Consider the following 15310-nt stretch of genomic DNA (forward strand, 5'->3'; position numbering starts at 1 on the left):
CAGCATGTTTCAGTTGGATTTGTTGGAACCAAATCGCAATGAAAATGAAGGAGACGCAGGCAATGACGCGGTGCTGGAAACCGCAAGCCAAGAAATTGCGATCATCGGCATTTCTGCCAAGCTTCCGAAGTCAGACACACACCGAGAGTTTTGGGATATGCTGCAAAATGGAGTGGACGGTGTACGTTCCTTCCCGCAGTCGAGGCGGCAGGAGTTGGAACCGTATCTTCGTCGCCTGAGCGCATTGTATGAAACCATTTCAATATTTGATGGTGCATATTTGGAGGATATCTCTTCCTTCGATTATTCCTTTTTTCGATTGTCTCCGAAGGAAGCTTCACTAATGAGTCCGAACCAGCGCATGTTTCTACAGACCGCATGGAGCGCATTGGAGGATGGCGGGTATGGGGGCGAAGTGCTCCATGGCTCACGAACAGGTGTATTTATCGGTCATAACGCCGATGCGCTGCATGATTATAAACGTATTATTGAAACGGTAAATCCAGAAGCGCTCGCAATGGCAGCGCCAGGCAATTTAAGTTCAATGATCGCAAGCCGCATCTCTTATCTCTTGAATTTGAAAGGGCCGGCACTTAATGTCGACACCGCTTGCTCATCCTCTCTTGTGGCCGTCCATTTAGCATGTCAGTCCATTCGCAGCGGTGAATGCGATGCTGCTATCGCTGGAAGTGTGAAGCTCAATCTGCTTCCGATCGATATGGGCATTCGGCTTGGGATCGAGTCAAGCGATAACCGTGCAAAGCCGTTTGATGACAGCTCTGACGGGACCGGTATCGGGGATGGTGTAGTCGCATTGCTGCTTAAACCGCTCGCAAAGGCGCTGCAGGATGGGGATCATATTTATGCACTTATTAAAGGGAGCGCTATGAATCAGGATGGCAGCTCCGTAGGCATTACTGCGCCTAACGCCTTAGCGCAGGAGGATGTCATTGTCCGTGCTTGGCAGGATGCAGCCATTGATCCCGAAACGATCATGTATTTGGAAGCGCATGGTACAGGAACCACATTGGGAGATCCTATTGAAATTGACGGCATTACGAGAGCATTCAGACGTTTCACAGACAAGAGGCAGTTCTGTGCGATTGGCTCGGTCAAAAGCAATATCGGACATCTCGATCATGCTGCTGGTATTACAGGGCTGCTGAAGGCAGTTCTTTCCCTTTGCAATAAACAGATTCCACCTACGCTGCATTATCGTTTCCCCAATCGCAAAATATCGTTTGTTGATTCTCCTGTGTATGTCAACGACAAGCTATCGCATTGGAGTGACGAGTTTGGTGCGCGTAGATGCGGTATTAGCGCATTTGGTATGAGCGGAACCAACTGCCATGTTGTGCTGGAAGAAGCACCGTCAATGTCAACGAATGATAGCGTTATGTTGGAGGAGGTAGCGCATGCAGCTTATGGGGAAGAAAAAAATGAAGTTTTTTGCCTATCCTCCCAAAGTGAATCGGCTCTTAAGCGATCCATTATTAATTATCGTGCTTGGTTTGCCGAGCAGGAGCAGCACGAGTGGCGCTTATCGGACATTTGCTATAGCTCGGCGATAGGTCGCGGACATTATCGATATCGTTTGGCGATCGTCGCCAAAAATGAAGTTGAGCTTAGAAATAGGCTGGAAGCCTTAGATGTTGAGCGGTTTCAAAACACGATGATGCCGAATATTTATTACGGCGATTCAAATGCAGTGCATACGGGAGGGAATGACGAGCGAAAGCAAAAGGAGCTCTTAGAGCAGGTTGTCCGCAGTAATCGGGGCAAAGATGATGCAAGTACACAGTTAGCTCAGTTATATGCAGCTGGTGCTAAAGTAGATTGGAAGGAGCTTTATCGTGATGAGAGACGCAGAAGGGTACCGCTGCCTGTATATTCATTTGATCCCTATCCGTGTTGGGTAGAGGAAGATGATCGCAGTGTTAATATAGCACCTCTGACAGAGATCAAGCAGGAATCGGCAGTTAACCACGTGAGGCTGTGCAGTGAAGGTGCAATCTCGGAATCGGAGCAAAGTGTCGCTAATGTATGGGGGGAACTGCTCGGTTATCGTGAGCTCAGCAACGATGCCAACTTCTATGAACTGGGTGGTGATTCGATCATTGCGCTGCGAATCGTAAATTCACTTAGTCAAAGCTGGGGGATTCGGCTAGAAGTGCAGCATTTGTTAGGACATCCTACACTTAGTGGGTTTGCTGGTGTTGTGGAAGAGCGGCGATTAAGGAGCAGCTCGCCAGAAACGGAAAAAGTAATTCATATGCCCCGAGTAGCGGAGCGGGAGTATTATACGATCTCTTCGTCGCAAAAGCGCATGTACTTGCAGCAAGCTGCCTCGCCTAGGGATAGAAGCTATAATTTGCCGGAGCTTTTACATATAGAGGGGGAAATTGATGCAAGCAGATTGGAAGCGTCTATTCATTCATTAGTAAAACGGCATGAGATGTTAAGAACGTCATTCGCCATAGTAGACGGTGAAATTTGTCAATTTGTCCATACTGATGTTCACTTTTCCCTTCAGCGGCTTCAGGCATCAGAAGAAACGGTGATTGAAACGCTGCATAGCTTGTTTACATCATTTGACCTGAGTCATGCACCGCTGCTTCGCGCTGCTTTATTGACCGTTAATCCTGAGCGGCATGTGTTGTATTTGGATATGCATCATATTGCTTCGGATGGCTTCTCAGCAGGTATTTTGCTCAAAGAGCTTATGATGCTTTACCGAGGAGAGAGTCTTGAGCCGTTAACCTTGCGGTATATAGACTACGCAGCGTGGCAGAGAGAGGAACTGCAATCGGAGCGGATTGAGCGACAGAGAAGTTACTGGATGAAGCAATGCCAAGGGGAGTGGCCTGTACTGGAGCTTCCGACTGACTTTCCTCGCCCTCTGATAAAGAGCAATCGCGGTGAAACATTTGATATTTATGTGGACAACGAATTATCGGATAATCTGCGTAAGCTGGCAAAATCAACGGAATCTACGCTATTTATGGTGCTTTTATCCGTCTATTATACCCTTCTTGCAAAGTATTCTGGCGGGGAAGATATTGCTGTAGGCACACCGATTGCGGGGCGAGTCAACCGTGAAGCAGAAGCTCTGGTAGGGATGTTCGTCGGAACACTTGTATTGCGCGGGTATCCCGTGGCAAACAAACCGTTTACCCAGTTTTTAGAAGAGATAAAAGCAGCATCGACAGAGGCTTATGAAAATTCGGACTTTCCATTTGAAGAGCTAGCGTCCATGGTGGATCGGCGAGACAGCAGCCGCAATCCGTTATTCGATACGATGTTTATTATGCAAAATTTGAACATTCCCAACTACTCGAGTGAAGAATTGACCTATCGGCATGAGAGGTTCCCGCATGGGACGGCGAAATACGATCTGATGGTTCAAGCCGTGGAGCAAAATGACGGCACCCTGCGATTGGTAGTCGAATATGGCAAGGACTTGTTCCGCGAAGAGACCGTAAGGTCGATGATGAGGCATTACGTTACGTTGCTAAGTTATGTAACGGACTATCCAGACCATACATTAGGCGAGTGTGAAATGTTGTCCCCTCAAGATTACAACAAGTTGCTGACGGAATTTGGCAGTCGTGCGGCTGCTTTCCCTAGCGCTCGTTGTATCCACAGCAGCTTTGAAGAACAGGCAAGACGAGTTCCTGGAAGAGTCGCCGTTCAGTGCAGAGGGGAGTCATTAACGTACGAACAATTGAATGGGCGAGCAAATGCGCTGGCGCGCAAGCTTGTTCGCTGCGGTGTTGGCCCTAACAGCATTGTCGGTGTGATGGCTGAACGTTCGATTTCAATGGTGACAGGAATGCTTGCGATTATGAAGGCTGGCGGTGCATACCTGCCAATCGACCTTCAATATCCGCAGGAGAGAATTAGCTATATGCTTTCTGACAGCGGAGCAAGTTTGCTCTTAGTAGACGATTCGGTTCATAGAAATGTGTATTCATCCGTTCAGGAAGTTCGATTAACGGATGAAACGATATATGACGGGGATAAAAGCAATGTGGACGTATCCATTTCAGCAGATGATCTTATGTATGTCATCTACACTTCGGGATCTACTGGGCAGCCGAAGGGGGTTATGGTTCCGCATCGCAGCTTCTATAACTTCAGCCATTCGTTGAAGCTGTTTTATGACGGAAATTTTGATGAAAGAGACCGCTGCTTAAGCCTTACCAATATTTCGTTTGATGTGAGCGTTTGCGAGCTGTTTATGCCTTTTATGTTTGGCGCGTCCCTTGTCCTTTATCCAAATCCTAAGCTGCTTGATCCTAGAGAGCTAGCTAAAGTAATAGTAGAAGAGCAGATAACTTTTGCATATATTCCGCCGACGCTGCTTCGGGATGTGGCGCAAGCGTTGGAACAATCGAGGATGACGATCTCCTTGGACAAGCTGCTTGTTGGCGTTGAACCTATAAAAGATACAACGCTTGCGCTTTTTGTTCAATTAAATCCGAATATACGAATGGTTAACGGGTATGGTCCGACTGAGGCAACGATCTGCTCCAATATGTATGTGTATAAATCAGCTGCTGCCAGCGGCGTTAATGTACCAATTGGCGGGCCGATGCATGGCGTCGCTGTTCATATTTTAAATTTTGGAGACAAGCCTGCACCGGTGGGAACGGCTGGGGAGCTATGCATCTCCGGCAGCGGCCTTGCTGCTGGGTATGTTAATAAACCGGAATTGACCGCGGAACGGTTTGTTGAACACCCGCTGCAGCCTGGCACCATTATGTACCGTACCGGTGATTTAGCTAAGTGGCTGCCAGACGGAAATGCGGTGTATTTAGGCCGGATGGATGATCAAATCAAGCTGAGAGGCATTCGGATTGAGCTAGGAGAAATTGGTGCGCAGCTTCAAAGACATGAGGCGGTAGATGAAGCGGTTATCATCGCACATGAGGATCAAGCAGGCGATAAAAAACTTTGCGCATACATGGTTGTAAATCAAACAATCGGAGCTCAGGATTTAAAGATCTTTTTGAAAAGTAAAATGCCAGACTATATGATCCCTTCGTTTTTTATGGAGATCGATGCGATACCGTTAACACCTAATGGCAAAGTGGATCGCAAGGCGCTCCCAGAACCTGTTTTACAGCAACGAGTCGTGGCTGAGCTTACCCTGCCGCGAACCTCGCTCGAGACAGAGGTCGCTGAAATATGGAGAGATGTGCTCGGCATTGAGCAAATTAGTATGTATGATGATTTCTTTGAGTTGGGTGGACATTCCCTGAAGGCTGCGGTATTGGTAAGCCGGATTCAAGCTAAATTCCATGTTGAAATGCCGCTAAGCGTCGTATTTGAGCGACTGTCTGTTGCGAGTATGGCTGAGTGGCTGGCAGGGGGAACGCGGTTAAATTCTGAGCTAGGCATCGCAGGAGCTATCATTCCACTGCAAGCAAATCGGGATCATTATCCAATGTCTCCTGCACAGAGACGCCAATATATGATCGAGCTCATTGCCGGACAATCGACGATGTATCATATTCCGTTTGTGCTTCACATTCACGGTAATTTGGAAAAAAAGAAACTGGAAGCCGCGTTTACTGCTCTAATTACGAGACATGAGAGCCTGCGAACATCATTCCACTATGTGGGTGAAGAGTTCTGTCAGCGAATTCATCCTGCAGAGCCATTTCAGCTAACGGAAATGGTTATAAAAGGCGAGCAGGCTGAACTATGGCAGCGCGCGTCATCTGCAATCGGAGCAGATATGAGGATCAATGAATTAATGGCCCAATTTACAGATCCATTTGACCTCGGAAGCGGTTCACTGCTAAGAATCGGTCTTGCTGAATTGGCAGAAAACCGTCACTTGTTATTGCTGAACATCCATCATATTGTGACGGATGGGATATCGATGAGCGTGCTCATAAAAGAGTTGATCGATTTATACAACGGGCAGGCATTGCCAGAGCTGACGGTGCAATATCGAGATTATGCAGTCTGGCAGCTGGAACGATTAAGCGGTGACTATTACTCGAAGCTGAGGCGTTATTGGCTGGGCATGTTCTCGGACGAACTCCCGGTGCTTGATCTGCCTGCAGACAAGCAGCGTCCGGCGGTTCAGCGTTTTGAGGGCCGAAGGTATGCTTTTCAGCTAAACGAGGAGCTGGCATATCGGGCGCGGCAATTGGCAAGGGAACGAGGGACGACGTTATATACGCTGCTGCTTAGCGCTTATACGGTTCTCCTTGGGAAGTATAGCGGACAAGAGGATATTATCGTGGGTACTCCCGTAGCCGGACGCAATCACATTGATGTAGAAAGGCTAATCGGCATGTTCGTCAATACGGTCGCCATTCGTTGCCGCCCGCAATTCGGAATGACGATTGGCAGTTACATTACTGAAATGCACGGGAATGTGCTGCAAGCGCTGGAGCATCAGGAATTTCCGTTCGAGGATCTTGTAAATCAGCTTGATATGGAACAGGATTTAAGTCGCAATCCCCTATTTAATACGATGTTTATTTTGCAAAATATGGAGCAGCCAGCAAGGCAATCGGGGGATTTGATCTTCGAGCCGCAGCCGTACGAAACCGGATTCAGCAAGTTCGATTTGTCGCTGGAAGCAGTGGAGACGGGGAAGGGGATCACATGCTGCCTTGAGTATGCAACCTCCTTATTTCATGAGAGTACGATCGAGAGAATGGCCGCATATTTCTGCACAATCGTTAGGGAGATGACATCAAGCGAAGGGTCTAGGAGGACGATTGGTGAGCTGGAATTATTGGATGAGGCAGAGCAATTGCAGCTTTCTTCGCTGTCAGCAAGCGCTGATGATAAAGCGGAACAGAAGGGTAATGACATCGCTGAGAAGGTAAGAGATGCACTGCTCGATGAAATAAAAGAGATGGTAGAGATGACAGCAAATAATGCACATTTCTCTGCATCGACCGAAGAGCATCCCTGCTGGATGAGCATCATGGAAGAGATAGAGCGGCAAGCGGCAGAAACGCCGCATTCCGCTGCGATTTTATTTGGTTTGGAGACGCTCTCGTATTCCGAATTAAATGAGCAAGCGAATCGTCTTGCACATACGCTTCGCAGCCGCGGGGTAGGACCGGAGCGAATTGTAGCATTGATGGCAGACCGATCACCTCTGTTATTGATAGGCATTCTTGGCATTTTGAAAGCAGGAGGGGCTTATGTCGCTATTGATCCGGCATACCCTGCTGAGCGTATCCAGTGGATGCTGGAGGATTGCGGCGATCAATGGCTTCTGACAGAAAGAAAATATGCCGGGTTTGTCATGAACGCTTCAGAAGAATGGTATTTGGATGATGCTGATCTGTATAGCTCGGAACGAGGGAATCTGGAAAATATAAGCCTTCCCGAGCATCTGGCGTATGTACTGTATACTTCTGGCTCAACGGGCAGGCCGAAGGGTGCAATGATCGAGCATCGCGGACTGGCAAGCTTTGTGAGTTCATTCCGTGAGCGAATTCCATTCGAAGCAGGCCAAAGCATATTGGCAATGGCGACCGTATCCTTCGATATTTTCATTGTAGAGAGCCTGCTCCCATTAACAATGGGGATGAAAATGGTGCTGTGCAATGAAGAGGAGCGGGGTGATGCTCATCTGCTGCAGGAGCTTATAAGTAAGCATCGGGTAGAAGTGCTGCAAATTACGCCATCGCGTTTCAAGTGGTGGATGGCGCAGGTGAGCCAAAGCGAGGTTTGGAAATCCTTAAGCGTAATCATGATTGGCGCGGAGCCGTTGACGATGGATCTGCTGGAGAGACTTCGTTCGGTGACGAATGCACGTATCTTCAATCTCTATGGACCAACGGAAACAACGGTATGGACATCGGTGTGCGAAGTAACTAGCGGTGAGAACATTACGATTGGCAAGCCTATTTCCGGGGCAGCAATGGTTGTGCTAAATCCAGCACTGCAGTTGCAGCCGACAGGTGTAATTGGTGAAATCTGCATCTTAGGAGCAGGCGTTGGACGGGGGTATCTTTGCCATCCAGAATGGGATCATGGAGTATTCATCACGAGCCCGTTTAATGCAGGTGAGAGGATGTACCGCACGGGTGATCTTGGCCGAAGGCTGGCAAACGGTGAATTTGTATACGCAGGCCGCCGCGATCATCAGGTAAAAATACGAGGACATCGCATTGAAACCGGTGAGGTGGAGCAGCAGCTGCTGCTGCACGAGCATGTGAAGGAAGCTGTTGTTATCGCATTTCAGGAGGAGGAGGGCGAGCATGCGCTTTGCGCGTATGTTGTACCCGCTTCTGACTCTAGTTGTAACAACAATATTAACGAACACAACCTCTCCGACATGATTTCGGAGCTGCAGACCCATCTCAGCAGCAAACTGCCTGCCTATATGATTCCAGCTTACGTGATGCTGCTAGATGTAATACCGCTCACACCAACCGGAAAGCAGCATCGAAAGGCGCTGCCGAAACCTCATAAGGTTGCGCTGCGTGAGCGCCAGTACTTAAGGCCAAGAAACGAGACGGAACATAAGCTTGCCGAGCTGTGGAAAGATTTGCTGAAATCGGACGATATTGGCGTGATGGATAGCTTTTTCGAGCTTGGCGGCCATTCGCTCAAGGCTGCAGCGCTGGTAAGCCGAATCCACGAGCAGTTTGGTGTACATGTGCCGCTGAGGGAGCTGTTTTTAAATCCAAAGCTAGGGTCCCTTGCTGAAGTAATTGAAAGTAAACATCTGCAAACATATGAATCGATTCCGCGCCAGATGGATCAGGAGCATTATCCGATGTCGCATGCGCAGAGAAGACAATACTTGCTGGGGCTGCTAACAGGAGAATCAACGATGTACCATGTTCCGTTTGCACTGCGAATTCGGGGCAATCTGGACTCTTCGAGGCTTGAAGCTGCGTTTACATCATTGGTCGCTAGGCATGAAAGTTTACGAACTTCGTTTCATTATATTCATGAACAATTCAGGCAGCGTGTCCTCCCAGCGACGGTATTTCATTTCGAGGATGGTGTAGAGGAACTAGTACCAGCTGGCAAGTGGTTGGGAACTTCTGGTGATGATGTAAGCGCTGAATCCGAATGGCTGAATGAGCTTACTACAAAGTTTATAAGACCATTTGATTTGGAAAGCGGGCCGCTGCTAAGGGCAGGTCTACTTCAGCTGGAAGAAGAGCATTACTTGCTGCTGCTGGATATCCATCATATTGTGACTGATGGCGTTTCGATGAGTGTGCTGGTAAAGGAATTAACGGCATTATACGGCGGAAATGAACTGCCAGAGCTGCGGGTGCAATATAGGGATTATGCGGTCTGGCAGGAAGGACAGCTAGGCGGTGAACCATTCGAGGCGCATGAGCGTTACTGGTTGAAGAAGTTTGAAGGCGAGCTGCCGCTGCTGGAATTGCCAACAGATAGGAAACGCCCGATCGTTCAAACTTTCAAGGGGCGAAAACATGTCTTCCATCTGAACGGAGAGCTTGCACAGCGAGCGCGGCGTTTGGCGGTAGAGCAAGGTGTGACACTATATTCAGTGCTGCTGAGTGCTTTTGCTTTTATGCTTGGGAAGTACAGCGGACAAGAGGACATTATTATTGGCACGCCAGTAGCTGGACGTAATCATGCTGATGTAGAGGGACTCATCGGCATGTTCGTCAATACAGCAGCCATTCGTTGTCGACCGCAGCTCGAACGTACGGTGAGCAGCTACATTGCCGAATTGCACGAGGATGTGCTGCAGGCGCTGGAGCATCAGGAGTATCCGTTCGAGAAGCTGGTGGAGCGGCTAAACCTCGTTCAGGACAAGAGCCGAAATCCGTTGTTTGATACGATGTTTATTTTGCAAAATATGGAGCACTCAGCATTGAAAACGGGCGGTTTGAGCTTCGAGCCGCAGCCGTTTGAACACGGTGTCAGCAAGTTTGATTTGACACTTGAAGCTGTAGAGCGCGGGAAAGGCATTGCCTTCAGCTTGGAGTATGCAATGGATCTGTTTCATGAGGAAACGGTCATCAGGATGGCACACCACTATTGCACGATTATTAAAGCAATGACATCGAGCAAAAATCGATGGCGAACTCTTGGTGAACTAGAGCTGTTAAACGATGAAGAAAAGCTGGAGCTGCTTGCGGAATTGGATAGCATGACGCGGATGAAGAGCAGTGGTGCTGATGTCAGAGGGGCTGTAGCACCAGAAGATGCACCCACTAAAATGCCGCTGAGTATGCAGGGCCAAGATTTATCTTTACCAGGCGTCCCGTTCAAATGGCGATCCGTTATCGAAGAGATAGAGCGGCAGGCAGCAAAAACTCCAGATGCGGTTGCAGTCCATTTTGAATCGGAGCAGATGACCTATCGCGAACTAAATGATAGATCCAACCAGCTGGCACATACGCTTCACAGCCGCGGGGTGGCACCAGAGCGAATCGTAGCGCTGATGGCAGACCGTTCACCCCTGTTGATGATCGGCATTCTTGGCATTTTGAAAGCGGGTGGCGCTTATGTTGCTATTGATCCGGCATACCCTGCTGAGCGTATCCAGTGGATGCTGGAGGATTGCAGCGATCAATGGCTTCTGACAGAAAGGAAATATGCCGGGTTTGTCATGAATGCGTCAGAAGAATGGTATTTGGATGATGCAGATCTGTATAGCTCGGAACGAGGAAATCTGGAGATCGTAAGCTTACCCGAGCATCTGGCGTATGTATTGTATACTTCCGGCTCAACGGGCAGGCCGAAGGGTGCAATGATCGAGCATCGCGGACTGGCAAGCTTCGTGAGCGCATTCCGTGAGCGAATTCCATTCGAAGCAGGCCAAAGCCTATTAGCAATGGCGACTGTATCATTTGATATTTTCATCGTAGAGAGCCTGCTCCCATTAACAATGGGAATGAAAATGGTGCTGTGCAATGAAGAGGAACGGGGTGATGCTCATCTGCTGCAGGAGCTTATAAAGAAGCATCAGGTAGAGGTGCTGCAAATTACGCCATCACGCTTCAAGTGGTGGATGGCGCAGGTGAGCCAAAGCGAGGTTTGGAAATCCTTAAACGTAGTCATGATTGGAGCGGAGCCGTTGACGATGGATCTGCTGGGGAGGCTGCGTTCGGTGACGAGTGCGCGTATTTTCAATCTCTATGGCCCAACGGAAACAACAGTATGGACATCGGTGTGCGAGGTGACTAGCGGTGAAGCGATTACGATTGGCACACCTATTTCAGGGGCAGCAATGGTCGTACTGAGTCCAGAGCTGCAGCTGCAGCCAACAGGTGTGATTGGTGAAATTTGCATCGGAGGAGCAGGTGTTGGTCGGGGTTATCTTCAGCATCCGGAATGGGATCAGGGAGTATTTATTACGAGCCCGTTTGGTACAGGCGAGAGGATGTATCGCACGGGCGATCTTGGCAGAAGGCTGGCGAACGGTGAATTTGTATACGCAGGCCGCCGCGATCATCAGGTGAAAATACGAGGACATCGCATTGAAACCGGTGAGGTGGAGCAGCAGCTGCTGCAGCATGAACGTGTGAAGGAAGCGGTGGTCATCGCGTTTCAAGAGCCTGAGGGTGAGCCTGTTCTCTGCGCTTATGTTGTCCTGCAAAAGGCTGATGATGCTGATCTGCCCAATATGACCTCGTACGCGGAACATTATGTTGCAGCAGCTTTCGAGAGTACCCATATGGGAGAACCCCTTTGGTTAGAGAACGTAGGCGGGCATTCTCTCGGAGCAACCGAGGAGCTCATCCAATATCTAAGAGGCAAGCTGCCTGCTTATATGATTCCAACCTATGTGATGCTGCAGGATGAAATACCGATGACGCCAACAGGCAAGATAAATCGCAAGGCACTGCCAAGACCGCAGCAGACAGAACGGAATGTACGACATTACCGGGAGCCAAGCACGCAGACGGAGCGCAAGCTGGTTATGCTCTGGCAGGAGCTGCTATTGACGGAAAACATCGGAGCGACAGACAGCTTCTTCGAGTTAGGTGGACATTCGTTAAAGGCGGCAACATTGGTCAGTCGGATAGGCTTACAATTTGGTGTGCGCGTGCCGCTGAGAGAATTGTTTCAGAATCCGACACTAGAGTCACTCGCTCTAGTAATTGAAGGTCAAAGCCAGCAAACGTATGAATCGATTCCGCGTCAGATGGACAGGGCATATTTCCCGATGTCGCGCGCTCAAAGAAGGCAATATGTTTTATCTCTGCTATCTGGAGAAGCAACGATGTATAATGTCCCATTTGCACTGCATATCCGTGGGAAGCTGGATGCGAAGAAGCTGGAGCAGGCGTTCACCTCTTTAATCATGAGGCATGAGAGCTTAAGGACGTCTTTCCATTATGAGGATGGACAATTCAGACAACGAATTCATCCATCAGCGGCATTTAAGCTGGAGGGCAATGCATGGGCACGAATGACTGCCAAGCGTTTGTTGTCAGAAGCGGGAATGGATGAAACCATCACTAGATTAATGTCGCGGTTCATACGTCCCTTTGATCTTGGCAGTTGCTTATTGCTGCGGGCAGCTCTTGTTCCGCTAAGCTCCAGCTCTCACTTGCTGCTGCTTGATATGCATCATATTGTTACGGATGGTGTATCGGTCAGTGTGCTTCTGAAAGAATTGATCGAATTGTACTCCGGAAATGAGCCTGCAGAGCTGCGGGTACAGTATAGAGATTATGTCGTCTGGCAGGAAGCTCAATTAAATGGTCCAGGGTACGAGGCGCATGAGCGCCACTGGCTGGATATGTTCTCAGGCGAACTGCCAATACTGGAGCTCCAGGCGGATAATCCGCGACCAGCGATGCAGAGCTTCGAGGGGCGCAGATATAGTTTTAAGTTGAATGAGGAACTTACGAGAAGAGCGCAGTACATGGCAAGAGAGCTGGGGACAACTTTGTATACGGTACTGCTTGGTGCTTATGCGCTTTTGCTTGGCAAGTACAGCGGCCAAGATGACATTATTATTGGCACGCCGACAGCGGGACGTGACCATGTTGATCTTGAGGGCCAAATCGGCATATTCGTTAATACAGTTGCGATTCGATGCCGACCACAGCCTGAAAGAACACTCGGTGGTTATATCACCGATGTGCATAATGACGTACTGCAAGCGCTGGAGCATCAGGAGTATCCGTTTGAGGATTTGGTGAAGCGATTGGAGCTTGGAAAAAATCAAAGTCGAAATCCTTTGTTCGACACGATGTTCATTTTGCAAAATATGGATCGTTCTGTCATGCAAGGAGGCGATTTAACCTTTGAGCTTCAGCCGTTCGAGCCAGGCGTTAGTAAATTCGATTTGACGCTGGAGGTTGTGGAGAGCAATGGAGAAATGATTTGCAGCTTGGAGTATGCTACAGCACTGTTTCACTCAGATACGATTACGCGCATGGCTCAGCATTATTGTACAACTGTAGAGGAAATGACGGCTGCTGCCAGCCCTCTGATGAAACTAAGCGATCTATTGCTGCAAGATGGTCCGAAATAACATCGTTCTCGGCGGTATTTCCTTCGTGCAGTACCGCCGAGAAATGATTAAATGATACGAGTTTGGATCTATTAAGGAGGATAAGCGGATGAAAGTTACGTTGGACAGACAACCATTTAATGAATTCTGGGCGAACTGTATGCTCAATCAAGCCTATTCAATCGCTGTTTCTGCTCATCCCAGCTACCGATATGCGGCATATTTGAACATTCATCGATATTATCCTTGGTCTGCAGCGACAGACCAGCAATTTCGATATCCGACGATTGATACGCTATATTATCTCGATGATTGGACCAAATTTCCATTAACCGGTGTTATGAAGTGGATTGAGCCTGGGCACTTCCGCGATAAGGAAAAGTTTATAGATGAAATAAAAGAGGTGCTTGACGGTGGGCGCAATTTAAGTGTGAATGTCGATTTGTTCTATTGGCTGCCGGGAAGCATGGCTTGGAAAAAGTTTCATTGGTACCATTATTCGCTGTTTAATGGTTACGATAATGAACGCTCATCCTTCTATGTAATTGACGATACGCTTGCTGGCTACAGTGAACATGAGGTTCCTGAGGATCGGCTCAGAAAAGCATTCAAAAATTCAGAGTACAATATCAACAAAAACTATAATGGCCCTGCCTATTATATTTATAATCTTCATTCAACGATTAAGCCGTATGAATTGAACTTATCGGAAGTTGTTGACAATGCGGAGCGGCTTACGCGGGAGCTTGACGATTTCTCTATGGAGGGAATGTGGCAAGTAGATTCAAGCCCGGATAAATATAGCGCTCATATTACGTATGCACTCATTGGAATCAACATTATATGCAACCGGCATATTGCAAACGAAGGTCTTATTCGAACGCTGCGAGAGCAGAAGCAAATAAATGTGACATTATACGAATCCCTTAAGGAGCAATTGGAAATGATCTGTGACGGCTGGAATGCAATCAAGCAATCTTTTGTTACGCATAAATTTCAGCGAGATAGAGAGATAGCTCTAGCAGAAAAACTATTTGCAATGGAAAAAACATTTTGGCGTACGCTGGCTAGTGGTGTTTAACAAAATCAAATCGCTTCCTAACAAGGTGGTCGTTCCTAATTATGGATAGTATACCGTTGCTTTGTTTGCCTTACGCGGGGGGTTCGGCTCAGGTCTATAAGAAATGGTCGCGGCAGCTAGATCCTTCTATTCAATTGATTCCGATTGAATTAGCTGGGAGAGGAAGCCGGATGAGTGAGCCGCTCTACGAGGATATTCATGAGGCAGTTAAGGATGTATTGCATTTAATCCGTGACTATGCACAAAATCAGTATGCTTTATTCGGCCACAGCATGGGATGCTTGATCGCTTATGAATTAATTCATAGCATTCATGCAGCAGGATTGACGCTCCCATCCGTAGTTTTTATGTCAGGGTATGGGGCGCCTCATTCCAGCCATGTGAACCGGGAAATATACAAGCTTCCCGATAAAGCTTTTATCGAAGAAGTATTAAGCCTTGGCGGAACATCTGCTGAGCTGTTTGAGCATATGGAGCTGCGAGAAGTATTTATGCCCATATTGCGAGCTGACTTTAAGCTGGTTGGCACGTACAAGCCAGAGGTTAAGCCGCCGCTCCCTCTTCATCTCATTGTTATGAATGGCTCTGAGGACAGCAGCCTATACGGGACTTCAGAAGATTGGCAGTCACAAACGACGGAGACCTGTAAAATCGTCAACTTCGAAGGAGGCCATTTTTTCATACATGAACGGGAACAACAAGTCGTTTCGCTCCTAAATGATACGCTCCTGAGGACATTGACTGGCAAAGGAATCATCCATTCATAACAGAGAGGAGCAAAA

At 48.2% G+C, this 15310-nt stretch carries 3 protein-coding genes; all 3 read left to right on the forward strand.

The genetic code is table 11. The annotated features are described in order from the left end of the window. Positions 1 to 4 precede the first annotated feature (4 nt). The 3 genes from MHH56_RS09925 (at position 5) to MHH56_RS09935 (ending at position 15295) form a co-directional block, all read left to right on the forward strand. Entirely contained in the window at positions 5 to 13468 is a 13464-nt protein-coding gene (locus MHH56_RS09925) for an amino acid adenylation domain-containing protein (protein ID WP_339207969.1), read from the forward strand. An 88-nt stretch (positions 13469 to 13556) separates the two neighbouring features. Then, positions 13557 to 14528 carry a hypothetical protein gene (locus tag MHH56_RS09930; protein WP_339207971.1) on the forward strand — a complete coding sequence of 324 codons (972 nt, stop codon included), beginning with the start codon at positions 13557 to 13559 and terminating at the stop codon, positions 14526 to 14528. A 41-nt stretch (positions 14529 to 14569) separates the two neighbouring features. Beyond that, positions 14570 to 15295 carry an alpha/beta fold hydrolase gene (locus tag MHH56_RS09935; protein WP_339207972.1) on the forward strand — a complete coding sequence of 242 codons (726 nt, stop codon included), beginning with the start codon at positions 14570 to 14572 and terminating at the stop codon, positions 15293 to 15295. The last annotated feature ends 15 nt before the right edge of the window (positions 15296 to 15310 follow it).

The organism is Paenibacillus sp. FSL K6-3182 (assembly GCF_037976325.1).
In the GTDB taxonomy this organism is placed as follows: Bacteria; Bacillota; Bacilli; order Paenibacillales; family Paenibacillaceae; genus Pristimantibacillus.